Genomic DNA, 26,865 nt, shown 5'->3' with positions numbered 1-26,865 from the left:
ACAGCAGTAGCCCTCTCTCGGTCTCTAGACGGAGTCGCTACTCAGGCGGACTAAGCTTATCAAGCTGATCGAGAAAGCCTCGCGACTTAAGCTGCAAACTCATATGTGTGTCCATTAATTTGCGCATGCAAAGCTTCAGCTCTGCCTTCGTCTCCGGTCTTACTTGGATCTGGCCAAGCCTGCGCATATCCAATCTGCGAAATAACTTCAGCAATTTATATGCCCCTTCGCTAAGCGGCATGGCAAAAGGATCTTTGCCTGTACATCTTGAACATAATACGCCGCCAGCATAAGGCGATAACCGAAACGGTCCAACGACATTGCCGCAATGCACGCATTGGTCGAACTCGGGCGCATAGCCTGCTGAGTCAAGCATCCGCATCTCATACAGATGCGACACGATCTGCAAGTCCTTGCCCTGCTCTAGCGCTGACAAGCAAGCCTTCAACTGCTCAAAATGATAGCTGCCGACCTCATCATCCTGCAGCGCGCGGTCCGTCAGCTCGACAATATAAGCTGCATAAGCCGTTTTATCTAATTGCTCACGCAAAAGATGGTGAGATTCAATGATCTCACCATGATTAAGCGTTCCGAGACCGCTCGTGCGAAAGTATACAAATTCTCCATATGTAAAAGGCTGCGCAAGCGAACCGTGCTTGCTCTTCACCTTCTTGGCGCCGCGAATAAGGACACCGGCCTTGCCATTCGTATTCGTCAGCAGCGTTACGATCTTATTGCCTTCACCGTAATCCATGCTGCGGATAACGATTCCTTCCACTCGATACAGCATATTATTTCCCCTTAAAGCGTAAATGGCTTACACCGTCCCATATCGGCGTAAGCGCATTTGTTCGCAATTGAAATGATGCTTTGTCTCAAGCTGCTGCTAGCTGGAGCTATCCTCTAATTCCATCATGGCATAATCGTCGTTTTCTCCAGCTAACGCGCCATCCTGTTCCAAGACGCCCATTTGATCCATTTCTTTGTACAGCATGAAGGATTCGACATCCCCGGTCAACGTAAAATACTTCCACGAAAAATCTCGCATTCGTATCCATCCCTTTCCGTGTCGGAAATGCTGCTCCAGACGGTATTAGGATGCGATAAAGAAACGAGGTCTATCCTTAGCAAATTACGTCAGCAAAGATCAATCATGCCTGAAGCCGAGATCTTTAAGAATTCGCTCCTGATTGCGCCAATCCTTCTTCACCTTCACCCATAACTCAAGGAATGTGCGCGAGCCCAGCAGCGCTTCAATGTCTTTGCGAGCTTGCTTGCCGACTTCCTTCAGCAGCTCCCCTCGCTTGCCGATAATAATCCCCTTTTGGGAATCACGTTCAACGAAAATGACGGCTCCGATATAGACGACGCCATTGTCCTGCACCTTCATATCTTCAATCGTTACGGCAATGGAATGCGGAATTTCTTCTCGTGTCATATGCAATATTTTCTCGCGGATAAGCTCCGAGACAACGAATTGCTCAGGATGATCCGTGATCTGATCGGCAGGATAGTATTGCGGTCCTTCCGGCATATAGCGCGACAATTGTTCGATCAACGTGCTCACGTTATTTCCTTGCAGTGCAGAGATCGGAATGATTTCAGCAAAGTCGAACAGCTCATTATATTGCGTAATCATAGGCAGAAGCTGTTCAGGAAGCACTTTATCGATCTTGTTCATTACGAGGAATACCGGCGTCTTTACCTTCTTAAGCTGCTCGATAATGAAGCGATCGCCGCCTCCAAGCCCTTCTGAAGCATCGATCAGAAATAAAGCCGCTTCCACTTCCTTCAGCGCGCTCTCCGCCGTGGCCATCATATAATTGCCTAGCTTTGATTGCGGCTTATGGATACCCGGCGTATCGAGGAATACGATCTGCGTATCATTCGTAGTATAAACCCCGTGAATTTTGTTGCGTGTCGTTTGAGGTTTGTCGGACATGATAGCGATCTTCTGACCAATCAGATGATTCATCAGGGTCGACTTGCCGACATTTGGCCGTCCGATAATAGCTACGAAGCCGGAACGGAACTTTCCTTTGCCGTCCCCGCGGTTGTTGGATGATTGTTGATTCATAATAGGCTCTAGCTTTCCCCTTTCTCTAGTGAAGCAGGCGTGAACGCCCCTGGCAATAGGGCAGAGACGGTCGACACCGTCCACTTTCCATTCATATTGCCCATAATAACCGGCATATCCGGTGAGCATAATTCTACAAGCACCTGTCGGCATACACCGCATGGCGCAATCGGTCCATCCGTGTTACCAATGACCGCTATCGCCTTGAATTGGCCTGGTCGCTTCCCGTCTGCGACAGCACGGAACAGCGCAGTACGTTCCGCACAGTTAGTAGGTCCATATGCAGCATTCTCGACATTGCAGCCATAATGAACATGGCCCTCGTCGTCTAGCAAAGCCGCTCCGACTTGGAAGTTCGAATAAGGCACATAAGCGCGTTCCATCGCTTCCTTAGCCGAGTGAAGCAACGACGTATTGGCTTCCGATAAACCTTCGTAATTCATTGTACCATACCTCCTGCAATATCATTGCGTCTATTATCCATGCGGCAATCTTATATTCTAAGAAGAAACGCCTGATGGCATCCTTTCTATAGACGCCATCGTTTCGTCGAAACGTATAGTGAAAGTATGAGCAAACTCATATACTTTCCTATACGTCAAAGCAAAGCCGCCACAACGGCGGACCTAATAAGAGCAACCCAATTACAACTGCCGCAATAGCCGCAAGAAGAACAGCGCCAGCCGCGACATCCTTCGCCGCTTTGGCGATTGGATGTATATCGGGGCTGGCTAGGTTCACTGCCTGTTCGATTGCTGTGTTAACCATTTCCGCGGAGATGACGAGCGCGATCGTTAAGATGAGGATCGCCCAGTCTCCACGCGGCAATGACACCAATAAACCAATGCCGCAAGCTAGCGCCGCGGCAATTAGATGGATTCTCATATGCAATTGCGTCCGAATGGCAAACCGAATGCCTGCATTCGCAACCGATAAGCTATGGAGGAACTTGCGCATTAGCGTGACAAGCCAGCTTGTTGAAGCACAGCTTCCTGCTTTGCCGTCATTTCTGCTTCACTTGCCTCATCCTGATGATCGTAACCGATCAAGTGCAGGAAGCCGTGAACGAATAGGAAGCCGATCTCCCGCTCAAGGGAGTGGCCATACTCTTCGCTTTGGCGCAAAGCCGTCTCGGCCGATATAATGATATCGCCAAGCATGCCGGATATCGGATCCACTTCATCCTCCGATTCCACTTCAAAAATAATGTTAAGCTCGTCCACACCGTCGTCCTGCATCGCGAATGAAAGCACATCGGTCGGACGGTCGATATTGCGGTATTCAAGATTCAGCTTATGAATTTCCTCATCGTCCGTGAAAGTGAGCGTGACCTCGCCTCCTGTGACGCCTTCCTTCTCGCCTGCAATGCGAAGCAACTGCTCCAGCCTGCCAATCCAAACTTCCGGAATATCTACCTTCTGTTGCTCATTGCTCCAATCGAGCTGCAAGCTCATGACAAACGCTCCTTTGATTTCACATCTTCGGGATACTCAATCCGCGAGTGGAAGATGCCAATAACGCTTTCCTTAAGCGATTGCGCAATCTTGTCCAATTCCTTCAGCGTCAGATCGCACTCGTTGTACTGATTATCATCAAGTCTGCTTTTAATTATTTTGTGAATCATCGCTTCAATATGCTCAACCGTCGGGTTGCGCAAGCTTCTTACTGCCGCTTCTACGCAATCCGCAATTCCGACAACTGCCGCTTCCTTCGATTGCGCTTTCGGCCCCGGATATCGGAAGTCATCCTCGGTAAATGTCGGTTCGATGCCTTGCTCCTCCGCCTGCTTATATGCTTTGTGATAAAAGTATTTAAGCGATGTCGTACCGTGATGCTGTTCGGCAATATCGCGGATCGGCTTAGGAATATTATGTCCTTTTAGCAGATCAACGCCATCTCTGGCATGCGCCACAATTATCGACTTGCTCAGCTTCGGATCGATCGTATCATGCGGATTCTCGATATTGGTCTGATTCTCGATGAAATAGTTCGGTCGCTTCGTCTTCCCTATGTCGTGGTAGAATGAGCCCACTCTGCATAATAAGCCGTCTGCGCCAATCGCTTCCGCCGCCGCCTCGGACAAGTTGCCGACCATTACGCTATGATGGTAAGTACCAGGCGTCTCGGTAAGGAGCTTGCGCAGCAGCGGATGATTCGGATTCGATAGTTCAACGAGCTTGAGTGCCGATAGAATACCGAACGTAATCTCGAAGAATGGCATCAGACCGATAACGAGCACCGCTGTAACAAGACCGCTCGCGAACGCGAACGCGACTGAATAGATGAACGGCATACGGTCGAGCTGCTCGTTAAGCAGGAGCATCGCGATAACCGACAACGAGCCGAACAAGCTGACCATAATGCCGGCCTTCAAGATCGTCGAGCGCTGACTGGCGCGATGAATCGAGAAGATTGCGGCGAACGAAACGGCGATGATGAAGAAGCCGTATTCGAAATCGAATATTTGATGTTGCGACGTATTCAGAATAATACTGCCCATAATCGCGAACAGGAAAGAACTCACGATCGCCAGGTGTATATCCAGCAGCAGCGTAATGAGCATCGTTCCCATCGCCGCCGGGGCGAGGAAGCCGACATACGAAGCCGAATCAGTCTGCGTAAGCGCCACGATCTGAATCGTAATAATGTTAATAAGGAACACAAGCCATAGCATAAGCAACTGCGAATTATTGTACTTCGGCTTTATGCCGTTAATGCTGCCGGAGTTGTGCAAGTAAGCATATAGCAGCACAGTGAACATAATCGACATCATCAATAATCCAAGCTGCGGCCAATAGTTTTTCTTATCCTGCAGCAAGGACGAATCGACGAGGAGCTGATACAGATCAGGCGTAATCGTCTGTCCGCGCTTGACGATTAGATCGCCTTCCTTAATGATGACAGGCGGCGTATTCTGCTTTGCCAGCGCCTTTGCATCATCCGTCGCCTGCTTGTCAAGAAACTTATTCGGCATAATGGCGAAGCGCGCAACCTCTTGAACAATTTCACGACTTGTCCGATTCGCCAGCGGACTCGCATTGACAAGCTCGGCTACCTGCGTACGTGCCGTCTCGGCTTCGCGAAGCTGTTCGACGGTCAGCTTGCGCACAATATCTCGAGCAACGACCCGCATTTCGGTCAGCTCTTCGGACGTCAGATTCGGCATCTTGTAGAATGCTTCTTCCGGAATCGTATATTGCTGATCCTTGGCGATCATCGACATTTCCTCTAACAGCCCGTCGTTATACGTGCCCTTGCCTTTATTCGCCTTAATGAAATTGTCAATATAAGCGGAGTAACGGCCCGGAATTTCGTTGCGATATATTTCGATCTTATTCTGCGTCGTTACCTGGTCATCCGCGTTCAGTTGCTCAATTCGAAAAAGAATTTGCTCGACAAGCACTTCATTGCGAAGCGCAACGATCGAGTAGGTTGTCTCGATTCGCTCTGCCGCGTCTTCCTCCGCTTGGCGTGTCGCTTTCTCGTCCTTAATTTGGAACGGTGCTTTAATATCTTTTTCGCTTACGGCGCCTTCATGAATATCATAAGTTTCCGGAACCAAATAGGGCGATAAGCTGAAGTAAAACAGCAGGACGAACAAACAAAGCAGTATCCATTGTACGGCCGGGCTCTGCTTCCAGCGAGCCGATCCAAGCGACTGCGAGCTGCTTTGCTGCTTATCCGCTTGCGTTTGGTTCATGCAGCACAGTCCTTTCTAGGTTCTGTTCTCAGCATCTGTATTATAGGCAACAATGATTTTCTGAACTAAAGTATGACGCACGACATCTTGTTCGGAGAAGATCATGAAGCCGATCTCTTCGATGCCTTGCAAGATTCGACGCGCTTCGATCAGACCGGAGTTTTTGCCTCTAGGCAAATCGATTTGCGTTACATCGCCTGTAATAACCATCTTCGACCCAAAGCCGAGCCTCGTTAGAAACATCTTCATCTGCTCCGGCGTCGTATTCTGGGCTTCATCCAAAATAATAAAGGAATCGTCAAGCGTACGTCCGCGCATATAGGCAAGCGGCGCTATTTCGATAGAGCCCCGCTCAAGCGCCTTCACCGTCTGATCAGGACCTAGCACATCATGCAGCGCATCGTATAGCGGACGCAAATACGGGTCGACCTTCTCCTGCAAATCGCCAGGCAGGAAACCAAGGTTCTCTCCCGCTTCAACGGCTGGACGCGTAAGCACGATGCGCTTCACGGAGCCTTCCTTAAGTGCTGCTACCGCAAGCACAACGGCGAGATATGTCTTACCGGTGCCGGCTGGGCCTATGCCAAACACAATATCGCGTTTGCGAATCAACTTGACATAATGGCGCTGACCAATGGTTTTAACCCGGATCGGCCTGCCTTTAAACGTGGTCGTAATTTCCGCTTTGAACAAATCGAGCAGCTCTTCTGCCTGCATCGATCTTGCCAAATCCAGCGCATAGGATACGTCGCGCTCCGACGGTGTATATCCGCCGCGAACGAGCTGCAGCAGCACCTGGTACAATTGTTCTAAGGAGTCAACCTCCGCAGATGGGCCGGTTATGACAATTTCTGCTTCCCGTGAAGAAATAGACGATTCAACCTGTTGCTGCACCATGCGCAAATACTTATCTTGAGGGCCGAATACGGCTAACCCTTCCGCCGCGTTACCAAGCGGGATCTTTACTGACTTCGTCTCCATTTGCAACAATTCTCAATCTCCCTGTAATTGAACTAATGGCATTTCGGTTACGATAGATTGCTCGACTTCAAAAACAACTTTCATATAAACTTTACCATTGTCTGTCTTTTCATGCAAAACCTTTTCGTCCACAATGACGGCATCCGCTCCCGCTTTATCAATGGCCGCAGCCTTCGCTTCCATCAATCCAATGCTTCGAGCGTCAGCTTCTGTTAGCTCTCTTTCCTGGATTTCCGTCTCCATGACCGTTTCCTTCAAACGCCCGATCGGAAGCGTCCAATGACGCCACGCTGTCTTCTCCTCCACGCGAATCGTTTCCGATTGCTCGTATTCATGACTGCCGAACCCGCTGACTTGCAGAGCACGCGAACCAAGCACAAGATGCCACTTCGTTTTTTTCTCTCCTGTGTATACCTTGGCCTTCTGTGTAAGCGGAGCGGCAATGTCGAATTGGTACCAGACGAGCCCTCTGACTACGCCTTCGGCGACGACGGTCTGAGAGTGCGTTTCATTGCCGATCGTTCCCGATATCAGTGTTTGTCCTTTTCTGACGAACGCATTTTTCTTCACGACAGGTCTGCCTCTCTCGGCAATAATTTGCGTAACGACCGCATCGGCAGATGCGATCAGATGACGCGGGCTCTGCAGCTCCGGCAGGTCAGGCGACGTCGATTCTACGACTTGGATGACGACCTTTGTCCCTTTCCTCTCTACGCCGATCCACGACGTCCCCGGCAGCTTCGTAACGAGACGCTTGGACAATACGTCGGCATCAGCAAGCTTGAACGACCATTGCAGCGGATAAAGCCCCTCTTGCTTGGCAACTACGCGTATCTGCTCTTCCGTGAGCTTCACGTTGCCTTTCACTTCGACACTCCAGACGAGCGATGACAATAAGAAAATAATAACGAGAAACAAAACAATACCCGTTGTGAACAGCAATCGCTTCTCCGCTTTCACAAGCCAGAACGGCAATCCTTTCCGCCGAACCACATGCGCGCGGCAGCCTGTCTCTTTTAAATACGCGCGAAGTTTGAAATAGTCGCTCACGGATACCTCAAATTGAAGCAAGCCCCCGCTCGTCCACCGTATGGAAGACAGTTCGAGTCCCCCGGTCAACGCTTTATTGACAAGCTGTTCAGGCTTGCCGCCTCTGATATGAACCGTCACGATTCCTTTCATCCACGGTGTGCTCTGCAATTTCACTGCTTTCCCCTCCTCGTTCGTCTTCCATGTCCTAAGTCACGCAAAGAGATGCATGCTTATCTGCAGCCCTCAGTCACGGAATTAATTGGATATTAGCTATTTGACCTTCGATGAACACTTCCTCTGTCCAGATCGTCCGAATAACCAGATCGCTGCCCGTTACCTCCAGTTCTCCCTTCGTGAGAGCGAGACGCAGGCGATCCGTGGAAAAATGGACGACTCCCCGATGATTCTCGATATATAGTTGGCGATCCCCGATCATAGTCAGGCGGGGAAGGTCGTAGACGACGTCCTGAGGCATATCAAGCAGATCGGCTGTTAGTTTGCGAAATCTTTTTTTCAAGCGACTCATTGTTCGTTCCATGCCCCCTCGATATGATCTATCCCTCAGCCCTCTTGTTGTAAAAGGCCAAACCCGCTTCGATTACACGATGATCTTTTAAAAATATGCTCGGCGGACTGGAAATATGAAGCCTTTAAGACACAACAAAAAGAACGGTAAGCAAGGCATTCTTGCCTCACTTAGCCGTTCTCGTATAATCATATGACTACTTGCGGAAGGAACGCTTCGCGCGCGGCGGGCCTAATATTTCCGACCATATAACCGCCCGTCTGATATCCTCCGCTCGCAATTCCTGCTTTGCATCGCCGCTTATCTGCGGTGAACGTTGCGCCATATTGGCGCGAGACGCTCTAGAGGCCTCTGACGCCCGCCTAGCCTCTTCTCGCGCCTTGCGCTCAGCCAAACGTCGCCCCTGCTCCAAATCAGCCTCACGGGCGCTCTGACGCTCTCTCTCTATCGATGCGTGCTGTGCCTCGATCTGACGCCTGCGCTCTTCCTGGAGCTCCTCGGCATGGTTAGATGCCGGCTGTCCGCCGAAGCTGGCCGTTTGCCTCGGCTTTCGCTTCTCCTTCGCCTTGCCCATAAACGTCGCTACGAAGCCTAATACAACGACTACCGCAACGATGTTATCGAGCAGGAATTGGAATAGTTGCATCTCTTAACGGCCGTCCTTGCCGTCTGCCGGCCCGTCTGTCTTGCTGATCGAACTGCGCATTTGCGTATCGGCCTCGATATTTTTTAGGTTCATGTAGTCCATAACGCCGATCTTGCCGCTGCGCAGCGCCTCCGCCATTGCCAAAGGAACCTGCGATTCGGATTCGACGACACGCGCCTCCATCTCGACGACCTTCGCTTTGTTCTCCTGCTCCTGCGCAACTGCCATTGCACGCCGCTCTTCCGCCTTCGCTTGGGCGATCTTCTTGTCGGCCTCGGCTTGCTCGGTTTGCAAATGAGCGCCGATGTTTTTGCCAACGTCCACGTCCGCGATATCGATGGATAAAATTTCGAACGCCGTACCCGCGTCAAGTCCTTTGCCAAGCACCGTTCGCGAGATCATATCCGGATTTTCCAATACGTCCTTATGGGAATTCGACGAGCCTACCGTCGTTACGATACCTTCGCCGACACGGGCGATAATCGTTTCCTCACCCGCACCGCCGACAAGTCGATCAATGTTGGCCCGAACGGTCACTCTGGCTTTAACCTTCACTTCAATACCGTCCTTAGCTACGGCTGCAACGATAGGCGTCTCAATGACGCGCGGATTAACGCTCATTTGAACCGCTTGTAGCACATCGCGGCCCGCAAGGTCAATGGCTGCCGCCCGTTCGAATATTAACGGAATATTGGCACGCTGCGCTGCGATTAGGGCGTTCACGACGCGGTCTACATTGCCCCCCGCGAGGAAGTGACTCTCTAACTGATTAATATTAAGGCCTAGCCCTGCTTTCGTCGCCTTAATGAGCGGATTGACGATCCGGCTCGGAACAACGCGCCGCAGACGCATAGCGACGAGCGTAATAATGCCGATTCGCACGCCCGAAGCGAGTGCGGATATCCACAGCATAATCGGGAAGAAGCTTAGAAAAACAGATAACAAGACGATAACGACAACTGCAATAATCAAGAACGATACAACAGGATCAAGTGTCATGTATTCAACCTCCAATTCGAATTTGAGCAGTTAGAGACAGCTTACTCTATCCATTCTTTAACAACAACCCATGTGCCCTCTGCTTTTACAACTTTAACTTTGCGGTCAGCAGGAATGAATTCTCCAGCTGTAACGACATCAACGCGACTATCGCCGATCACGATCGTACCTGACGGCCGCAGCGGTGTTACTGTAATGCCCTCAAGCCCCAGCAAAGAGTCCTTCGCGTCAGCCGATACATAACCGTCTTCCGTTGTCAGCTTGTCGCGCAAAATAAACTTATTCCAAATGCCTTTGGTCTTATACCTCTTCACCACAAAAGCAATAACGAGGACAGCCGCCACAAGTGCGACGACGATGGAGATGAAAGCGGTCATTGGATCGGAAGCCGCAATAACTACGCCTGTAATTAGAGCTGCCGTTCCTAACAGGCCAAGAATACCGAAGCTCGGCACGAAAATTTCGATAACGAGCAGCGCGATGCCGACTATGAACAGCACGACGGATTCGATCCCGGCGAAGCCTGCTACATAATGGCCGAAGAAGTAAAGTCCGAAGCCTAGCAAGCCGACTATCCCCGGTACCCCGAAACCAGGCATGAGCAACTCGATAACGATGCCCGCAATGCCAAGCAGAAGCAGAATAGTCATCACAATCGGATTAACTAACCATCTTGCGACATTTTCAGCTAAAGAAGGGTTCACTTCTACAAGTGTTCTTCCATCCAGTTGCAACCACTCAACAACGTCATTCACTGAGCTTGCCGTGTAATCGGAATAACCAACCACTGCCGCTTCGCTTGCCGACAACGTAAGGATATTTCCTTTGAGCTTGTCTCTGCCGATCTTGTCTGTCAGCTTCAACTCGACATTCGGATCGACCATTGCCGCCGCAATATCGCCATCCCGTCCATTCAGCTCGGCCGATTCCATCATTTCCTTCACCCAGAACGATACCGTCTTCGGATTGTCGATCAGCTCGCCTGAACCGTTCACGACTGCCGCTGCGCCAATCGTGCTGCCTGGCTGCATCACGATATGCTCCGCATTCAGCGCGATATAGGTCCCGGCCGATACCGCTTTCCCTTCTACGAAAGCGGTTGTCGGAATATCGCTTGACCGAATCATATGCCCGATCTGCTCCGCATTAACGACTTTACCGCCTAAAGTGTTAACTACGAGGATGATATGCTCGGCATTTGCTTCCTCTGCTTCCTTGTAAGCCCTTTCTAGAAAAGACTGAAGTCCTGACTCCACAGTCTGCTTGACCGGTACGATGTAGACAGCAGGACCGATAGGAGACGTCGTATCCGCTTGCGCTGTTTCCGTCAACAACGGCAACATGCCGGCTATCAGTACAGTCAGCAGCAGCGTTAATATTGAAACGCGGACCGCCTTGTTGCGCCACTTCGAATTGTACAAGATAAGGCTACCCCCTTTTCATTGTCGTATTCCCTACTACGAAATTGTGACGAAATTGTTTCAAACAAAAACATACCCATAGCAAAAAACACCCCGGTTAAGGGGTGTTTGCAGTCCGAACATATCGTTATTGCAGAAATTGCTGTACAAACTGATTTACTAGTTTACCGTCAGCACGTCCTTTTGTTTTTGGCAAAAGAGCGCCCATAACTTTCCCCATGTCGGCTTTGGAAGAAGCACCGAGTTCCTGGATGGTCTGCGTTACAATCGCTTTAATCTCTTCTTCAGTCAGCTGCTCGGGAAGGTATTGACTAATAATTTCAATTTCCGCTGCAAGATCCGTAACGAGATCGTCACGGCCGGCCTTCTTAAATTCTTGGAGGGAATCTTTACGTTGTTTGATCTCACGACTTAATATATCAAGCACTTCGGTATCTTCCAAAGGGCGCTTAAGATCGATCTCCAAGTTTTTCATTGCCGCACGCATCATACGAATTGTGGACAACTTAAACTTGTCCTTATCCTTCATCGCTTGCTTCATATCGTCGTTCAATCTTTCGCTCAGGTTCATTGTGGAAGGATCCTCCTAAAACTTTCTCTTACGCGCAGCCTCGGACTTCTTCTTGCGCTTCACGCTTGGCTTTTCATAATGCTTGCGTTTCTTCACCTCAGCTAAAACACCATCTTTAGCGATGGAACGTTTAAAGCGGCGAAGCGCAGCATCAATAGTTTCGTTTTTACGAACTTTAGTTTCAGACACCAGTTTTCCCTCCCTCCGAAACAGACCGTCCAGAGCTTATAACACGGTTTATCAAATTTCATTATATGTCAAACCAAAAGCGAAAGTCAACTTTGGTTATCTGCCAATAATGGGCCAACATTCTTGCCGCCTAACAGATGGACATGAAGATGAAAAAAGGTCTGACCGCCGTCTGCGTTTACGTTGTTAATTAACCGATAGCCAGACTCCGCTATTCCTAGCTCCTTCGCAATGAAGCGGGCAGCCTTGAATACTTCCGCAATCACGGCATCGTCTTCTCCGGTAACGTCATTCATCGTCGCAATATGCTTCTTCGGAATGATTATTATATGTACGGGCGCTGCAGGTGCGATATCGCGGAATGCAAGAACTGAGTCGCTTTCATACACTTTCGTCGACGGAATTGTTCCTTCAACGATTTTGCAAAAAAGACAATCCATTTGAATTCACCCCTTTGCGACCGTATTTACTCTACTATCATAACGAAAAATAGAGTCTTCGTCCAATCCAACGTGAAAACGGTGCAAAGAAGGTGTCGATTTTGATTTATTGCTGCTTGATTACTTGCTCCATTTTCTTTGCGATATCCAGCCATTCAAGACCGCTTGCAAGCCGAATCGACGCAGTCCGATTCTCGCCGATCGAGTAATTGAAGCCGCCAAGCGCTTGCTCCATCTCCTCGAAATCAGCCTTCAGCGCGATAAGCTGCTCTTGATCATTATCGCTTAACTTTCCTTCCTGATGAGCAATTCCCGTCAGCTTGGCAGCCGCTGCGTTGACATAGGCTTCCGCTTCCTCTGCGCCGCTTGCGGCATCAGACTCAGACAGTCGTCCCGCTTCTGTCATCAGCTCGCTGACCGAATAGCCAAGCGCAGCTGACCGGCCGATCTGATAGGCAAGTTCGTAACGGTCGGCTTGCGTGGTGCTCTGTGCTAGCCAATCAATCACTTTCATCATTTCTTGCGCGTATAACCGTGATTCCGTCAGCTTCTCAACAACTGTCTGTCCAAACTCGTAATTGTTCTGCTGCTTGTTCTGCAAATATTGTGAATATAAAAACACGTTGCCGATCAAGCTGAATACGAGCAGGACAAGCGTAATGGGCAATGCGATTGGACGTTTGCCCGCGTTCTGCTTCTCCATTGCTTCAGCACTCCTTTTCACTGTTAACCTCGAACCTCTAACCCCTAATCCTAACGGATGTGCCGCCATCGAAGAAAAATACATAGCTTTCGTCAATACGTCTTCCCAATACCGCCTCAATCGCTTCAGCATACAGCTCAAGCTGGAAGCGGTGACGCTCCGCAGCAAGATCCCAGTCCTGCATGTAGATGCGGTCAGTCTTGTAATCAAGCAGGACAACACCGTCTTCATCTTCGAATAAGCAGTCGATAACGCCTTGGATCAATATCGGCTCAGCCGCAAGCGTTTCTCCAGATCCCGGATAGACGCGATTCGCCGGGAACATGCAGCTGAACGGAACCTCTCGTCTAACCCACTGCGCGCGGCGAAGCCTTTCACCAAGCTTGCTCTTAAAGAATGCCGCTACAGCATCCAAATCAATTGCTTCCGCATGCTTTACTGATAATAAGCGCTTTTCAATCATCGCATCGAGCGTGTCTTGTAGCTGCTGCCGATCTGCTTGCGCTGTGAGCGACACATGCTGCATAAGCAGATGGTTCGCCGAACCTTTCTCTGCTGCGGTTAAGGCGATTTCCTCCATGAAGGCGGGCCTGCGAAGCCTGAACGTATAGCTGCCGCTGGCGTTCTCAGAACCCTGACTAACCTGCGATGATGGTTGGCTGTCTGATCCCGATTGCGGGTGTCCTTCTTCCCATGTATGATGGTCGGCGGCCGCTTCTTCAGGCATTTCTGCATACAGACGTTTCATCTCAGTCACCGACGTCTTTGCAGCGATTCTTGAAGCTTCTTGGTGCGGATACACCCACTCCAAGCGGCTGCGAAGCTGCTCATCGACTGCCGCGTCCTCAAGCAGGGCGAGCGAGGCTACAGCTTGCAGCCGTTCTTCCTTCTCCGCATCCAGCTCATGTTGTTCGGCAGCAGCTGCCGCTTCCATGACGAGCATCGACGCTGGAACGATACCGCTCCTCCATTCCAGTACGGGAGCGTGGCGGTCATCCTCAGCATCCGATAACGATAACTGCATCTGGCTTGCTGCAAGCGGACCTAACCAATCCATGAACGAACGAGCCGAAGCGATTCGGAAATCGGATAACTGTCCTTGCGCATCTACAGAGGTCAGCCAGCGCTTAAGCTTGGCTTCGGCGTCTGATACGGTGCCGACAAGAAACATTTTCTCCTTCGGACGCGTTAAGGCGACGTACAGAATACGCATTTCTTCCGCCAGCATCTCCATGCGCATCGTACGTCTAATGGACAGATACGATAATGACGGGTAGCTGATGCGCAGCTCTGTATCGACGACACGAGGGCCGAAGCCAAGCTGCTTATGCATGAGGAAAGAGCTGCGAATATCTTGCTGATTGAACATCTTCCCAAGCCCCGCAACGAATACGATCGGGAATTCAAGCCCTTTACTCTTATGAATGGACATAATTCTAACGACGTCTTCCTGTTCGCCGAGCGCTCTTGCCGTACCTAAGTCGCCGCCGCTGTCCCTCATTCGTTCGATGAAACGGAGGAAACGGAACAGACCACGGAATGAAGTCGCCTCATATTGGCGCGCGCGGTCATGGAGCGCTCGCAGGTTTGCTTGGCGCTGAACGCCTCCCGGCAAGCCGCCGACAAAATCAAAGTAGCCGGTCTCCCGATAAATATCCCATAACAAATCCGCCAGCGAACCTTGTCTCGCTTCATTGCGCCACCTATCAAGACGAATAAGGAAGCCATTCAGCTTGCGTCTCGTTTCTTCATCCAGACGGCCGTCAACAGCCGCCCGAAGAACCGCGTCGTAATAAGTGGAGCCAGGAGATGGGATGCGGATGTTCGCTAGCTCCTCCGCCTGAAGCGAGAAGAGCGGCGATCGAAGCGCGGCGGCCAGCGGAATATCCTGATACGGATTGTCGATGACCCGCAGCATGGAGAGCATCGTCTCCACCTCCGTTGCATCGAAGTAACCGCTGCTAAGCTCCGCATAAGCGGGAATGCCTGCCGCTTGCAGCTCCTCGATGATGATCGGAGCCCACTGCTGTGTCGCCCGCAGCAGGATAACGATGTCGCGCCATTGCATCGGCCTGTTCACGCGGTTTTTGCCGTCGTAGACGTCGAAGCCGTTATCCGGCATAGACCGAATCTGTTCGGCAATCCATCTCGCTTCGAGCTGAGCCGTCTTAAGCTCTTGCGTGTTATCTACCGCAACCGCCCCGCCGGCCGCTTCATCATCAGCTTCATCCTCTGCTGCCGATGAGTAGCCGCTTTCTCCGGATTCCTCCTCGCTCTCCTCTTGGTCTCCGCCCTTGCCTTTGTCCAACACGGCGAATTGAATTTGGAAAGCATTCGAGTATTGCAGCGGAGGCGGCGGATAAGATGCTCCGCATACGAGCTCAGCCCGCCGGTCATAATCCATCTCGGCCACGTTCTCTCGCATTATGGAACGGAACACGTCATTAACACCGTCCACGACTTCAGATCGGCTGCGGAAGTTCCGAGCCAGATCGATGCGCAGCCCTTGCTCCGCATTCGCTATACCGGCAGCCTCCAGCTCCTTCCTTGTGGCATACGATTTGTATTTCCGCAAGAACAAGGTAGGATCGGCAAGACGGAATCGATAGATGCTCTGCTTCACGTCGCCAACCATGAACCGATTGCCGCTCCCCGCTCGTTCAATGAGCGAAACGATCGCTTCCTGCACCATGTTCGTATCTTGATACTCATCAAGCAATATTTCGTCGAATTGCTGCTGGAACTCTAGCGCGGCTATTGAAGGCTTCAGCTCGCTCGGCGTCGAGCTCGGATCACGAAGTATTCGCAGGCAATAATGCTCCAAATCGCCGAAGTCCAGCAGTCCTTTCGCTCTCTTGGCCGCTTCATAACCTTCGCCAAATGCAATAACCAGCTCTGCCAACGTCGCCATTAGCGGCGCCAGCTCCTGCAGCTCCTCAAGAAACTGTTCGGCGTCCCGTCCGAATAATTCGGCTGCCAGCCCGGCTATAAGCTTCTTCGCTTGATCGCGAAGCGCCTTCGCCTGTTCCTGGAGATCCTTATCATATTCGTCGCCTCGCATCGCCTTCAGCTTGCCGAACTGTGCCGTCTGGAACGGCTCAGACCAGTTCTCCCAGCTCTGCGCCTTCACGCTGGCAATCAATTGCTCTACGAGGTGAATATCTTCTTCGAAGGTAGCCGCATATGGCGAAGGGCCGCCTGGCTGACGCGTTAAATCCATTCCCTGCAGCAGCAGCGAAGCCGCCCCTTCCAACGTTAGCAGCACATGGCCTGACAAGCTCTTCACCCATTCGCTCTCACCGAGCTCAGCGGTATCGTTAAGCTCAAATGCCGCGGCAGTCTGACTCAGCCAATAGGAAGGCCAAGGATGGCTTTGCGCAAAATCATACAGCTGCTGCACAAGGCGGTAGAGCGGCTCATCTCCGCGCTCGCCGCCGAATTTGTCGGCAAGCTTCAAGAAAGCTCCGTTATCGCCGGGCGACTCGTATTTGCGCTCGAACAGCTGATCTAGAACGTCGAGACGCATGAGCTCGCTTTCCGTTTCATTCGCAATTCGAAAGCCCGGATCAAGACCGATTAATGGATAATAGCGGCGGATGACATCAAGGCAGAAAGAGTGCAATGTCGTAATCGATGCGCGATTCATGAGCGCAAGCTGCTTGCGCAAATGCTCCGAATCCGGCTTACGCTCCAACTCCTTCTCAAGCGCAATGCGGATACGATCCTTCATCTCTGCCGCCGCGGCCTTCGTGAAGGTAGCCACGAGCAATCGGTCTACGTCGTTGTTCGCCGATATTTTGCGAATAATCCGCTCAACGAGGACGGCAGTCTTGCCCGAGCCGGCAGCAGCGGCGACAAGCACGTTAGAGCCGCTCGTCACGATCGCATCCCACTGATCGTCTGTCCACGTGCTGTTCTCAGGTTTTGGTTGTTGTACGGTTGCTGTCATCGGTGCCGTCACTCCTTCTCGAGCTGCTGCCAAATTTCATCCTTGCCTGGCTTGTTCAGCTTTCTGTATTCATTGCCTTCGAACAGCGTATCAAATTGGCATACCGCTTTATAATCGCAATATTGGCAAGGGGACTTCGCCCCCATCCGATAGGGCTCGATCGATACTTTGCCTCCCTGAATCGACTCTCCGATACGGGCAATCTCACCGCGGACGGATCGGCGCAGCTTGTCCCATTGATCGTTCGTTACGACCGACGAGCTGCTGTAGAAGCTGCCGTCACGCTTGAGCGCTACAGGAAGAAGCTCCGAGTAACCGGTTTCCAGCTCGTCATCCATCAGTCTGACCGTCTCCGCATGCGCGGTGACAAGACCTCGCATTTTGAACCGCTTGAGCAGTTGCCCGCTTGCTTCAGCTTTACCAAGTCCGTTAGGCAGTGTAAGCACCGGATTATGCACATGAAAATAAAGTACGCCCGCCGGAGAAGCTTCCTGTCCAAGCCATACCGAGGAATGGGTAACGAGCACGTCAAGATACGTCAGCATTTGCAGCGACAAGCCGTGAATGACTTCCTCCAGCTTCAAGTGTGTTGCGCTGGATTTGTAGTCAAGAACGCGCAGCAGCAAGCCGTCATCGGTCTGAACAGCATCGACACGGTCAATCCTTCCAATGATCTCGATCTCGCCGCCGGCAGGCAGCGGAATGATAAGCGAAGGCAGAGTGCCGTCTGGTCCAAAATCAATTTCCGTGCCTACAGGCTGGAACTGCGCTCTTCTTGCATGCTCACCCAGCATGGCAGCCGCTTGTCCTACGATTTCCTTCAGCTTCCGCGCTATATACTGGAAGCGTCCGCTGCTAAGCAAAATCTGCGATTGTAGCTTCGGAATCAGCTCATCGACAGTCTGATCTGCCGCTGCCTTAATTTCCGCAGGCGGCATCGCTCCCCATTTGCCGCCGAGTCCGCTAGCCATACGGCTAAGCGCGGCATGGAACAGCTGCCCCACATCCGGTGCCGCGAGTCTGTACATCCGTCTCTCGCGCAGCTTCAAGCCGTGAATGGCGAAGTGCTGGAACGGACAAGCAACGAAACGTTCCATTCGCGAAACGCTTACCTTTAGCCGTTCACCATACAACTCTCTTGCGGTTTCCTGACGAATATAGAACTCCTGATTAATATAGCCGAGCGACGAGACAAGCCCTTCAAGCTTATGCTGCCATTCCGGCCGAACGGCGAACCAGTTGTAGATGTCCCACCAAAACGGAGCAATGCGGCCTTCCTGCCGGTAATCGCGAAGCGCAGCAATCAAATAAGATAAGGCCCGCTGCGGGTGAGCAATGAATCGACGCTGCTCCTCGTCGGACAAAGCAGCTGACGGCTGCGCCGCTGAAGCTTCAATAGGTATGCCGGGAAACAGCTGCCTCATATGCCGCACGATCTCCGAAGGGAGCAAGCTCTTGCCCTCCTCGTCCGCCTGCGCCCAGCTAAGCCACAGGTGCCGGCTTGGCGTCGTTAAAGCGTTATAAATCATGAAGCGCTCGTCCAATAAGCGGCGTCTGACGCCAGGCGCCATCGGGGTGCCATCCTCGGTAAGCTGTTCACGCTCCGCCTCGGTCAAAATACCGTCTTCCTTCACACGCATCGGCACAACGCCATCGTTAGCGCCTAACACGTAACAAACCCCTACGTGTCCGGATCGTGTCCGATCCATGCTGCCTATCAGCACCTGATCGAGCGCAGGCGGAACAGAAGCCAGCTTCAAGCTGTCCAATCCCGCTTCCACCATGCCAGCGAACAGCTCCGGCGTAACCTGCTGCCCTCCGGCAAGCTCGACAAGCTGATCGAGCAGCAGCATGACGCCGTCCCAAAGCTGACGGTGGCTTCTAGCCCGCTGGACGCTTCCGGCTTCCGTATCTTGCCTGCTCCAACGTTCCAATTTATCAGCGGCATCGATATGGTCAAGCAATCGGTACAGCGCCTCGCACATCGCTTGCACGTTATCCGCTTTGGCTAACGCCTCGCCGAAACGGCGCAGCGGAGGCACTACCGCTTCCCTAGCTGCGAAAACAATATCGAATTCGCGCTGCTGCTTGTCGCTAATCTTGGTCTCCATATCGGAATCATCATCCAGCGACTGCTGTACTAGAGGCTGCCAACGCTTCCGGTCAAGCCACTTCCACCCGTCAATGCCGGCTGCGAGCGCATAATTTTCCAATAAGTCGAACCATTCTCTCGGAAGGCTGTCTTCAATAGGGAACAGCATTTCCGTCTTAATGCACCGAAATACGGCATCGTAACGCCAGCCGAACAGCACCGTTTCCAAGGCAGAGCGAATGAACTCAACGAGCGGATGATGAAGCGCCTTCTGCTTCTGATCGACGAAGAAGGGAATCCCGTAATCGGCAAATATAAGTCCAATATAATCCGAATAATCTTCCGCATTACGAACCATAACAGCCATATCGCGCCATCTCAGCTGCTCTGTTCTTGCTCTTCTAACCATGTCTCTTGCTACTGCTTCTACCTCTGCCCGCCTGTTAACGGCCGCATGCAAAGACAAGCCGCTATGCTCATGCTCGGCTTGCAGTATCGTCTTATCAGGCAGTAACATCGGTACGCGATCGCCGTAATGCTTCTCGATATGAGCCAGCATCGGGCTGCCGCTGAATCGGCCCAGCTTCGTATCTCCGAGCAGCACAGGAGGCAGCACATCTACATCGTTAGCAACCGCGAGTTCCATCAGCTTGTTATAAGTTTCTGCCGTCGGATGGAACAGTTCGAGTTCATGAGGCTGCTCTCCGTGAGCATAGGGACGATCCAAAGTTAGCGATATCGTTATGGTTGCACCGGATGCGAGCAACGCTCCCAGCGCTTCATATTCCGTTGGCGTGAAGCCGTAGAAGCCGTCAATCCATATCTCTGCGCCGCGCATCGACGGCGCTTCGGCGAACCCTTGACGCAAATAATACAAATAATCCTCTGCGTCGATATATTTGCCGACAAGCTCTTGCTCCATCTGCCCATACACCAGCTGGAGATCATGCAGCTTGCGCTTGAGCAGTTCAGAGTGCTCGCTTGAAGGCTCACTCATATTGCGCTTTAATTGCTCGGAGTCGACGCCGTAACGTTTCCACTCCGTCAGCAGCTCGGCAAGCCGATCAATAAAGCCTGGCTGCTCGGCGCCGCTCTGAAACAGCTTAAGCTGCGAGCCAAACTTATGAACGATCTTGTAGAGCAGCATATGCTTGCCCGTATCATTAATCGGCACAAGAGACGTCCCGCCTGTCTCCTGCATTACGCGGAACGCAAGTCGGCGAAAGCTCAGCGCTTGCGCCCTGATCGTACCGTTCAAGTCGCTATCCTGGAGGAGTGCGTATTCGGTTTGGAATGTAGCCTGTTCCGGCACAAGCATAATAAGCGGTCCGCCGTCAGGCTTCTCCTTAAGCCTGTCGCGAATTTCATTAAGGCAGCAGGTCGTCTTGCCTGCTCCCGATCGACCGATGACATAGCGCAGCGACATAACCCATTCTCCCCTTCTCCCACACCTTGTTTACTTTCGTACTTTCTAACTTACTTGCTTCTAACCTCGAATACGGCGAACTTCAAGTAATGTCCTTCGCTTACGCCGAGTAGCTGCGGATGATCCTTGCCGGCAGCGCGCCACTCGATTAATCGCAGCAGCTTGCCAGCATCGGCAGCGGCATCTTGAATCGTCTCCAAGAACAACTCCGGCTTCATATGATAAGAGCAGCTAGCCGCTACAAGATAGCCGCCTTCGTTAACGAGCTTCATCCCTTGCAGGTTAATATCCTTATAACCGCGAATTGCCCCAGGCACCGCGCTCTTCGTCTTCGCGAAGGCCGGCGGATCAAGTATGACGACATCCCATGATCGTCCTGCGCTCGCTAGCGGCTTCGACGTGTCAACGCCTCCGCTGCCGCGTTGCTTGCGTTCATCCAGCCCCTTCACCTGCGAGCGCAAATAATCGAACGCATCCGCAACGACGAACTCGACCCGATCGGTGAAACCGTTGCGCTCTGCATTACGGCGCGCAGTATCGATCGCATGCTCCGAAATATCCAAGCAAGTGACCTTCTTCGCTCCGTACTTGCATGCATGAAGCGTGAAGCTGCCCGTGTGGGCAAAACATTCCAGTACCGTGGCGCCGTCCCAATAGGGAAATGTCACAACTTTCCCGTTCGCATTAACCGGAACAAGACTGTCTTGTCCACCATCAGAATCCTCGTCCTTCAAGGACGGATCAGACTGCAAATGAATGCCGCTGCGGGCACCCCAGCCTTTCATAAGGGGTGCAATGGAAGCGCGATTCTCCCGTTGATCGAAGAAATACCCCGTCTTCTGACCCTCGACAATATCCACCTCGACTTTGAGTCCGTTTTCTACAATTTCCACGATAGCTGGGCAATCACCGTACAAGACGCCTGTCCGCTCCTCAAGCCCCTCTAGCACGCGTACTCCGACATCGCTGCGCTCATAAATGCCTTTGGGCTGGAATACGGCAACCAATTGTTCTACAATGGCTTCTCTGCGTGCGTCCATGCCAAGCGTAAGCACTTGAATGACGAGTACGCCTCCAAACCGATCGACAACGAGTCCCGGCAGATAATCAGCTTCGCCATATACGAGTCTGCAATCGGAATCGTTCACGAACCGGGCGCGATGCTCCTTGCATTGCTCGAATCGGCTGCGGAAGTATGAGCCGTCCATATCCTCCATCGGCGAATAAGATACAATCCTAACGGTAATCTGCGATTTGGGATTCCAATAGCCCGTCGCCAAATACCGCCCTTGATGGTTCACGACATCGACCAGATCCCCTGCTTTCGCCTCACCCTCCAAGCGATCGATTTCACTTGCGTATATCCACGGATGACCTTGCTCCAGCCTCTTTTTTCGCGATTTCAATAGAAAAAGTTTTGCATTACCCATTATTCTTAACGCCCTCTCTGCTCATAGCTTGTCATGCTTGTCTTGCTTCCAGCATATGTATAGTTGCAGCCGTTAACGGCTTGTTGACACCATTGACGTCATTCCTATATTCGTAAAAGGAGATTCGCAATGCTTCAATCCATCCTTATCCCCATGTTGCTTGGCTTCTCCATATTTATGTGCGGGATGAAGCTTATGGAGCTTGCCCTTCATCAACTTGCGGGACCTTATTTGACAATGATGCTGCGACGTTCGACCGCGACGCCCGTCCACGGACTCGCCATTGGCACGGCAACGACCGCTTTTCTCCAAAGCAGCACGGCTGTAACCGTCATTTCGATCGGTCTCGTCAACGCAGGCCTGCTCACCTTTCCAAGAACGCTTGGCATCATATTAGGAACGAACATCGGCACCTGTCTGACAACGGAACTTATCGGATTAAATTTGAACAAACTCGCTATTCCGATTATGATCGTATCCATCGGCGTTTGGCTGCTAACTGCTCTGACCGGTGAGGTCAAGCTGCTCCCATGGCTTCGACATTTGGCTCCAAAACTCAATCCGATCCGTTCTGCGTCAGTTGTTCTATGCGGCTTCGGACTACTCTTGACTGGCATGGCGATGATGCAATCCATTGGACCTGCCGTGCAGCAAAGCGATATGTTCAATTGGTTTATTGGAAAAGCGGACGACAGCCTGTGGTGGGGAATTGCAGCGGGTGCGCTTTTGACTGCTGCCGTTCACAGCAGCGCGGCCGTGATTGGCTTAGTAATGGGCTTCACTGCGATTGGCGCAATGCCGCTGGAGATCGGAATCGCCGTTGTGCTCGGCGCCAATATCGGCACCTGCTTCACCGCCATGCTTGCGTCGATTGGCGGCTCGAAGGCAGGTCAGTATGTAGCGCTGTCCCATGTCCTGCTGAATGCCGGGGGCGCATTGCTGTTCTTGCCTTTCCTTCCAGAGCTCTCTAACCTGTCAGAGTGGCTGTCTGAATCACCTGCGGGACAGATCGCGCGCGCCCAAACCGTGTTCAACATTCTAAGCTCCCTGCTGGCGCTTCCTTTCTGCTACTTGCCCGCCTTGCGCGGACTCGATCCGCAGAAGTAAGCACCCCCGGAAAGAAACCGTTATTCAGTCGACAACCCAAGAAGTTGGAATGCGCCAGCGACAATCCGATGATTGTTGTCGTAGCCGGATTGCTTCTGGCGTCTCCACGCTTCCTTCGGCTCGAACCAATCGACGCCGCGAATTTCTTCGACCTGCGCCTGCAGCGAGCCTCCAACAGCCTCGACCAAATAGTAATGAACTTCTTTGTCCACCACTCCAAGCTTCTCATGCTCGTACTGATATTTGATTTGATCGATCGGAGCAATAATGACGCCTTCCATTCCCGTCTCCTCAACAATCTCGCGAAGCGCCGTCTGCTCAACCGTCTCGCCCGTCTCCATCTTGCCTTTGGGCAGCGATACTTTGCCGTATCGATCCTGAATAAGCTGAATTTGAAGCTTTCCTTCCGCAGTTCGACGATAGACGACGCCTCCAGCAGATATTTCCTTCATCTCCGCTTCCCCCTTGCTACGTTTAATGATTAGTATATCCAGCATGAATCACTTGCCTGCTGCCAGCAATTGCTCATCATCAAGATCGATTGCAGACAAGCCATAGTTGGTTATAATTGCAGCAAAGGATTCCTTCCTCTTTTCCAGTAGCAATGAAAAGAAAAGGAATCCCATATAAAGCCGTTATCCGAAACTAAGCACGAATGGCTTCAGGACGCTCCAGCACGAAGCTATGAACGTCAGACTCGCGCATAATCGCCCGTTCGTCGTCAAGCACTCTTACGAGTGTTGCGCGGCATTCGTTAACGCCCGCTTCCGTAACCTTAACGCGGCAAAGCTTGCCGACAAGCGATTCCGAGCCTTCGAACACGACTTGAATGTAATTGTCCGTGTAGCCCATGATGAGCCCGGTACCAGGCGCGCCTTTGTAATCCCGTTCAGGAATCACGTCCAGCACTTCGCCCACGAACGTTTTCGCATATTGAAGCTGCATACGCTCGGACAGATCAATCAGCTTATGCACGCGCTCATTCTTAACTTCTTCATCCACTTGATCTTCCATACGCGCGGCAGGTGTTCCCGTCCGCTTGGAATAAGGGAATACGTGCATTTCCGCAAAGCCAAGCTCCTCCATGAAACGGTAGCCGCTCTCGAACATTTCCTCGGTCTCTCCAGGGAATCCGACAATAACGTCCGTCGTAATCGCAACACCCGGCATCGCTTCATGCAGACGCTTAATTTTCGCTGCGAATTGCTCCGTCGTATATTTGCGGCGCATCCGCTTAAGCACCGAATCCTCGCCCGCTTGCAGCGGAATATGAAGATGGCGGCACATTTTGCTCGAACGATTAAGGACGTCGATCATGGCATCGTCGATCTGGCTGGCTTCAATCGAGCTGATCCGAATCCGCTCCAGGCCTTCTACCTTGTCCAAATCCCACAGTAAGCTCGTAAGATTATAGTTCTCCATATCGTCGCCATAGCCGCCGGTGTGAATGCCCGTTAGGACGATTTCCTTGTAGCCGGAAGCAACTAGTTGCTTCGCTTGCTCGATAACGCTATGCGAATCGCGGCTGCGCGACAAGCCTCGCGACCATGGAATGATACAGAACGTACAGAAGTTATTGCAGCCTTCTTGAATCTTCAAGAACGCGCGCGTGCGGTCCGAGAAGTCCGGCACGTCAAGCTCTTCGAAGTCACGCGTTTTCATAATGTTGCGTACGGCGTTGACAGGCTTGCGGTCGTCTTGAATCTGATCGACGAACGACATGATTTTGTCGCGGTCCTGTGTGCCGATTACTAGATCGACGCCTTCAATCGCCATAATCTCAGCAGGCGATGTCTGCGCGTAGCAGCCCGTTACCGCGATAACGGCATCCGGGTTGCGTCGTACCGCACGGCGAATGATTTGGCGGCTTTTTTTATCGCCCGTGTTCGTAACCGTACATGTGTTAATAAGATAGACGTCAGCCGTCGATTCGAAATCGACCTGCTCGTAGCCTTCGTTTTTGAATAACTGCCAAATCGCTTCCGTATCGTAGAAGTTAACTTTGCAGCCTAAGGTGTAAAATGCGACCGTTGGCATAGTGGTCACGCTCCTCCCATTTCTCCGGATTCATATAGTAAGCAGGTTAATCCGACGATTCCCGCTGTTTCCGTTCTAAGTATTCGTTTGCCGAGCCCGACAAGCACTGCTCCTGTCGTTTCCGCCTCAGCAGCCTCGCGCTCGGTAAAGCCGCCCTCAGGACCGACAATAATCATGATGTTGGCAGGCGAAGCTTGTTTCCCGGATCGTTCGCTGCGCAATATCCACTCTTGAACCGCGGTTCGGATGCCTTTGCCATGCGCTGCATCCCCTTCTCGCTCATAGCAGAACAGAACAAGATCATAGTTCTTGATCCCTTGCATCAGCTCACGCCAGCTCTGAACTTGTTCAATGACCGGCACACGGTTGCGATGGGATTGCTCCGCCGCTTCCTTGGCGATCTTGCTCCAGCGTTCGAGCCGCTTCGCTTCCTTCTTGCCGTCATATTGCACGATCATACGCTCGGATTGGAATGGCGCGAATGCGTATGCGCCGATCTCCGTCCCCTTCTGAATGACGAGCTCCATCTTATCGCCCTTCGGCAAGCTTTGAGCAATCGTGACCGACCAGAGAGGTTCGCTGTCCATGGACAACTGCTCTACAATGTCGGCTTCGACGAGCGTAGCCGACGCATCCGTCACTTCCGCTATCGCCGTACGGGCCGCGCCATCGCTTACGATGAACTTATCGCCCGGCTTCATGCGCATAACGCGCGCCGCATGATGGGCATCCTCGCCCGTCAAACGCACCTGCGTCTCGGTAAATTGATCTGCTGCTACAAAGTATCGCTGCATCGTTAGTCCCTAACCATCCTTCATCATAGCATGTTTCACTTCGTAAAATCCATGATAAACCGTTGCCAGTCAAGCGGTGTAAATATACTCTCGCACCAATTAATAAGCATAAAAAATATCTCCGAGGACAAATTCAAAATCGGATCAAGCGTTACCGCTCTAAGCGGCGGAATAAACACGATCAGCAGAAAAATAAACATGCCCCACTGCACGTTCTGCTCCATCTTGAAACGGATGCGAAGCGGCAATAGATCAGCTAATATGCGGTATCCGTCCAGCGGCGGCAGCGGAATTAAATTAAAGACGAATAACAACAAGTTAATGGTGATCAGATAATAAAAGAAATGAACTAGCGCACTATAAACGCCAATTGATCCAGCATGCAGAAGTCCGGTCTCGTTCAATACATATAGGAGGACAACACCAAGCGCGCCGACAAGCAAGTTGCTCAGCGGCCCTACGGCCGATACCACAATGCCCATCAATCTCGGATGCTTGAATCGGCTTGCCCTTACAGGTACAGGCTTCGCCCAGCCGAAACCTGCGATCAGCAGCAGGATCGTTCCTAACACATCCAAGTGAACGCGCGGGTTAAGCGTAACCCTGCCCGCTAGGTAGGCTGTGTCGTCGCCGAACTTATAGGCGCTATAGGCATGAGCGAATTCATGCACAGTGAACGCGATGATGAGGACGAGCGCGATGAACGGCAGGTCCTCCAGCGGATACCACAAAAAGTTTTCCAGGC

The 26,865-nt window shown here is 51.8% G+C and carries 25 protein-coding genes; 1 reads left to right on the top strand and 24 read right to left on the bottom strand.

Annotated features, from left to right (window positions below; translation table 11 throughout):
• Positions 1 to 37: 37 nt before the first annotated feature.
• The 20 genes from recO to V8F51_RS17410 all read right to left on the bottom strand — a co-directional run bounded on the left by recO (position 38) and on the right by V8F51_RS17410 (position 22,182).
• Positions 38 to 790: a DNA repair protein RecO gene (recO, locus tag V8F51_RS17505; RefSeq protein ID WP_337101615.1), complete on the bottom strand. Its 753-nt coding sequence runs from the start codon at positions 788 to 790 to the stop codon at positions 38 to 40.
• A gap of 96 nt (positions 791 to 886) precedes the next feature.
• Entirely contained in the window at positions 887 to 1,048 is a 162-nt protein-coding gene (locus tag V8F51_RS17500; protein WP_337101614.1) for a YqzL family protein, read from the bottom strand.
• A gap of 99 nt (positions 1,049 to 1,147) precedes the next feature.
• Entirely contained in the window at positions 1,148 to 2,077 is a 930-nt protein-coding gene (gene era, locus V8F51_RS17495; RefSeq protein ID WP_337101613.1) for a GTPase Era, read from the bottom strand.
• A gap of 8 nt (positions 2,078 to 2,085) precedes the next feature.
• Positions 2,086 to 2,520 (bottom strand): cytidine deaminase, encoded by a 435-nt coding sequence (cdd, locus tag V8F51_RS17490; protein ID WP_337101611.1) that lies wholly within the window; start codon positions 2,518 to 2,520, stop codon positions 2,086 to 2,088.
• A gap of 148 nt (positions 2,521 to 2,668) precedes the next feature.
• A complete protein-coding gene (locus tag V8F51_RS17485) occupies positions 2,669 to 3,034 on the bottom strand; it encodes a diacylglycerol kinase family protein (RefSeq protein WP_337101610.1) in 366 nt (121 codons plus the stop codon).
• The gene (gene ybeY, locus V8F51_RS17480) at positions 3,034 to 3,531 is read right to left on the bottom strand and encodes an rRNA maturation RNase YbeY (RefSeq protein WP_337101608.1); all 498 of its coding nucleotides are present in this window, start codon (positions 3,529 to 3,531) and stop codon (positions 3,034 to 3,036) included. Before ybeY ends, V8F51_RS17485 begins: the two co-directional genes overlap by 1 nt.
• Positions 3,528 to 5,777 carry an HD family phosphohydrolase gene (locus V8F51_RS17475; protein ID WP_337101606.1) on the bottom strand — a complete coding sequence of 750 codons (2,250 nt, stop codon included), beginning with the start codon at positions 5,775 to 5,777 and terminating at the stop codon, positions 3,528 to 3,530. The genes ybeY and V8F51_RS17475 overlap by 4 nt, the downstream gene beginning before the upstream one ends.
• A 15-nt stretch (positions 5,778 to 5,792) precedes the next feature.
• Positions 5,793 to 6,758, bottom strand: a complete 966-nt coding sequence (locus V8F51_RS17470) for a PhoH family protein (RefSeq protein ID WP_442956452.1) — start codon at positions 6,756 to 6,758, stop codon at positions 5,793 to 5,795.
• A gap of 12 nt (positions 6,759 to 6,770) precedes the next feature.
• Positions 6,771 to 7,964, bottom strand: a complete 1,194-nt coding sequence (yqfD, locus tag V8F51_RS17465) for a sporulation protein YqfD (RefSeq protein WP_337101605.1) — start codon at positions 7,962 to 7,964, stop codon at positions 6,771 to 6,773.
• A gap of 73 nt (positions 7,965 to 8,037) precedes the next feature.
• Positions 8,038 to 8,316 (bottom strand): sporulation protein YqfC, encoded by a 279-nt coding sequence (gene yqfC, locus V8F51_RS17460; RefSeq protein ID WP_337101604.1) that lies wholly within the window; start codon positions 8,314 to 8,316, stop codon positions 8,038 to 8,040.
• Positions 8,317 to 8,512: 196 nt separating this feature from the next.
• A complete protein-coding gene (locus tag V8F51_RS17455; RefSeq protein WP_337101603.1) occupies positions 8,513 to 8,962 on the bottom strand; it encodes a hypothetical protein in 450 nt (149 codons plus the stop codon).
• Positions 8,963 to 8,965: 3 nt separating this feature from the next.
• A complete protein-coding gene (gene floA, locus V8F51_RS17450) occupies positions 8,966 to 9,961 on the bottom strand; it encodes a flotillin-like protein FloA (protein WP_337101601.1) in 996 nt (331 codons plus the stop codon).
• A gap of 41 nt (positions 9,962 to 10,002) precedes the next feature.
• Positions 10,003 to 11,382: an NfeD family protein gene (locus tag V8F51_RS17445; RefSeq protein WP_337101599.1), complete on the bottom strand. Its 1,380-nt coding sequence runs from the start codon at positions 11,380 to 11,382 to the stop codon at positions 10,003 to 10,005.
• A 127-nt stretch (positions 11,383 to 11,509) separates the two neighbouring features.
• Positions 11,510 to 11,953: a GatB/YqeY domain-containing protein gene (locus tag V8F51_RS17440; RefSeq protein ID WP_307201876.1), complete on the bottom strand. Its 444-nt coding sequence runs from the start codon at positions 11,951 to 11,953 to the stop codon at positions 11,510 to 11,512.
• A 15-nt stretch (positions 11,954 to 11,968) separates the two neighbouring features.
• Positions 11,969 to 12,142, bottom strand: coding sequence for a 30S ribosomal protein S21 (rpsU, locus tag V8F51_RS17435; protein ID WP_005547957.1), 174 nt, complete (start codon positions 12,140 to 12,142; stop codon positions 11,969 to 11,971).
• Between the two features lie 86 nt (positions 12,143 to 12,228).
• Positions 12,229 to 12,582, bottom strand: coding sequence for a histidine triad nucleotide-binding protein (locus V8F51_RS17430; protein ID WP_337101598.1), 354 nt, complete (start codon positions 12,580 to 12,582; stop codon positions 12,229 to 12,231).
• A 106-nt stretch (positions 12,583 to 12,688) separates the two neighbouring features.
• Positions 12,689 to 13,285 (bottom strand): hypothetical protein, encoded by a 597-nt coding sequence (locus V8F51_RS17425; protein ID WP_337101596.1) that lies wholly within the window; start codon positions 13,283 to 13,285, stop codon positions 12,689 to 12,691.
• 37 nt (positions 13,286 to 13,322) lie between these two features.
• Positions 13,323 to 17,234, bottom strand: coding sequence for a helicase-exonuclease AddAB subunit AddA (addA, locus tag V8F51_RS17420; protein ID WP_337101594.1), 3,912 nt, complete (start codon positions 17,232 to 17,234; stop codon positions 13,323 to 13,325).
• A gap of 8 nt (positions 17,235 to 17,242) precedes the next feature.
• Positions 17,243 to 20,752 (bottom strand): helicase-exonuclease AddAB subunit AddB, encoded by a 3,510-nt coding sequence (gene addB, locus V8F51_RS17415; RefSeq protein ID WP_337101592.1) that lies wholly within the window; start codon positions 20,750 to 20,752, stop codon positions 17,243 to 17,245.
• A 50-nt stretch (positions 20,753 to 20,802) separates the two neighbouring features.
• A complete protein-coding gene (locus V8F51_RS17410) occupies positions 20,803 to 22,182 on the bottom strand; it encodes a class I SAM-dependent rRNA methyltransferase (protein WP_337101590.1) in 1,380 nt (459 codons plus the stop codon).
• Between the two features lie 129 nt (positions 22,183 to 22,311).
• On the opposite strand from V8F51_RS17410, the gene V8F51_RS17405 reads away from it, so the two are divergent.
• Positions 22,312 to 23,289 carry a Na/Pi cotransporter family protein gene (locus tag V8F51_RS17405; protein ID WP_337101588.1) on the top strand — a complete coding sequence of 326 codons (978 nt, stop codon included), beginning with the start codon at positions 22,312 to 22,314 and terminating at the stop codon, positions 23,287 to 23,289.
• 20 nt (positions 23,290 to 23,309) lie between these two features.
• Here V8F51_RS17405 and V8F51_RS17400 read toward each other — a convergent pair whose 3' ends face one another.
• The 4 genes from V8F51_RS17400 to V8F51_RS17385 form a co-directional block, all read right to left on the bottom strand.
• Positions 23,310 to 23,741, bottom strand: a complete 432-nt coding sequence (locus V8F51_RS17400) for an NUDIX hydrolase (protein ID WP_337101587.1) — start codon at positions 23,739 to 23,741, stop codon at positions 23,310 to 23,312.
• 193 nt (positions 23,742 to 23,934) lie between these two features.
• Positions 23,935 to 25,326 carry a tRNA (N(6)-L-threonylcarbamoyladenosine(37)-C(2))-methylthiotransferase MtaB gene (gene mtaB / locus V8F51_RS17395; RefSeq protein ID WP_337101585.1) on the bottom strand — a complete coding sequence of 464 codons (1,392 nt, stop codon included), beginning with the start codon at positions 25,324 to 25,326 and terminating at the stop codon, positions 23,935 to 23,937.
• 5 nt (positions 25,327 to 25,331) lie between these two features.
• Positions 25,332 to 26,120: a 16S rRNA (uracil(1498)-N(3))-methyltransferase gene (locus tag V8F51_RS17390; protein WP_337101584.1), complete on the bottom strand. Its 789-nt coding sequence runs from the start codon at positions 26,118 to 26,120 to the stop codon at positions 25,332 to 25,334.
• Between the two features lie 35 nt (positions 26,121 to 26,155).
• On the bottom strand, positions 26,156 to 26,851 hold the full coding sequence (locus tag V8F51_RS17385; protein ID WP_337101583.1) for a site-2 protease family protein: 696 nt from the start codon (positions 26,849 to 26,851) through the stop codon (positions 26,156 to 26,158).
• Between the last annotated feature and the right edge of the window lie 14 nt (positions 26,852 to 26,865).

Source organism: Paenibacillus sp. YIM B09110 (assembly GCF_037167145.1).
In the GTDB taxonomy this organism is placed as follows: domain Bacteria; phylum Bacillota; class Bacilli; order Paenibacillales; family Paenibacillaceae; genus Pristimantibacillus.
The sequence above is the reverse complement of the archived record's forward strand: the minus strand, read 5'-3'. Positions and strand labels throughout refer to the sequence as shown.

What these genes read in the sequence shown, in the direction of transcription:
- V8F51_RS17500 (WP_337101614.1), bottom strand. Translation starts at nt 1,048, where the DNA reads ATGCGAGATTTTTCGTGGAAGTATTTTACGTTGACCGGGGATGTCGAA.
- V8F51_RS17475 (WP_337101606.1), bottom strand. Translation starts at nt 5,777, where the DNA reads ATGAACCAAACGCAAGCGGATAAGCAGCAAAGCAGCTCGCAGTCGCTT.
- addB (WP_337101592.1), bottom strand. Translation starts at nt 20,752, where the DNA reads ATGTCGCTGCGCTATGTCATCGGTCGATCGGGAGCAGGCAAGACGACC.
- mtaB (WP_337101585.1), bottom strand. Translation starts at nt 25,326, where the DNA reads ATGCCAACGGTCGCATTTTACACCTTAGGCTGCAAAGTTAACTTCTAC.
- V8F51_RS17470 (WP_442956452.1), bottom strand. Translation starts at nt 6,758, where the DNA reads ATGGAGACGAAGTCAGTAAAGATCCCGCTTGGTAACGCGGCGGAAGGG.
- V8F51_RS17440 (WP_307201876.1), bottom strand. Translation starts at nt 11,953, where the DNA reads ATGAACCTGAGCGAAAGATTGAACGACGATATGAAGCAAGCGATGAAG.
- cdd (WP_337101611.1), bottom strand. Translation starts at nt 2,520, where the DNA reads ATGAATTACGAAGGTTTATCGGAAGCCAATACGTCGTTGCTTCACTCG.
- V8F51_RS17410 (WP_337101590.1), bottom strand. Translation starts at nt 22,182, where the DNA reads ATGGGTAATGCAAAACTTTTTCTATTGAAATCGCGAAAAAAGAGGCTG.
- addA (WP_337101594.1), bottom strand. Translation starts at nt 17,234, where the DNA reads ATGACAGCAACCGTACAACAACCAAAACCTGAGAACAGCACGTGGACA.
- V8F51_RS17485 (WP_337101610.1), bottom strand. Translation starts at nt 3,034, where the DNA reads ATGCGCAAGTTCCTCCATAGCTTATCGGTTGCGAATGCAGGCATTCGG.
- recO (WP_337101615.1), bottom strand. Translation starts at nt 790, where the DNA reads ATGCTGTATCGAGTGGAAGGAATCGTTATCCGCAGCATGGATTACGGT.
- era (WP_337101613.1), bottom strand. Translation starts at nt 2,077, where the DNA reads ATGAATCAACAATCATCCAACAACCGCGGGGACGGCAAAGGAAAGTTC.
- V8F51_RS17455 (WP_337101603.1), bottom strand. Translation starts at nt 8,962, where the DNA reads ATGCAACTATTCCAATTCCTGCTCGATAACATCGTTGCGGTAGTCGTT.
- V8F51_RS17405 (WP_337101588.1), top strand. Translation starts at nt 22,312, where the DNA reads ATGCTTCAATCCATCCTTATCCCCATGTTGCTTGGCTTCTCCATATTT.
- V8F51_RS17390 (WP_337101584.1), bottom strand. Translation starts at nt 26,120, where the DNA reads ATGCAGCGATACTTTGTAGCAGCAGATCAATTTACCGAGACGCAGGTG.
- V8F51_RS17425 (WP_337101596.1), bottom strand. Translation starts at nt 13,285, where the DNA reads ATGGAGAAGCAGAACGCGGGCAAACGTCCAATCGCATTGCCCATTACG.
- V8F51_RS17400 (WP_337101587.1), bottom strand. Translation starts at nt 23,741, where the DNA reads ATGAAGGAAATATCTGCTGGAGGCGTCGTCTATCGTCGAACTGCGGAA.
- yqfC (WP_337101604.1), bottom strand. Translation starts at nt 8,316, where the DNA reads ATGAGTCGCTTGAAAAAAAGATTTCGCAAACTAACAGCCGATCTGCTT.
- V8F51_RS17430 (WP_337101598.1), bottom strand. Translation starts at nt 12,582, where the DNA reads ATGGATTGTCTTTTTTGCAAAATCGTTGAAGGAACAATTCCGTCGACG.
- ybeY (WP_337101608.1), bottom strand. Translation starts at nt 3,531, where the DNA reads ATGAGCTTGCAGCTCGATTGGAGCAATGAGCAACAGAAGGTAGATATT.
- floA (WP_337101601.1), bottom strand. Translation starts at nt 9,961, where the DNA reads ATGACACTTGATCCTGTTGTATCGTTCTTGATTATTGCAGTTGTCGTT.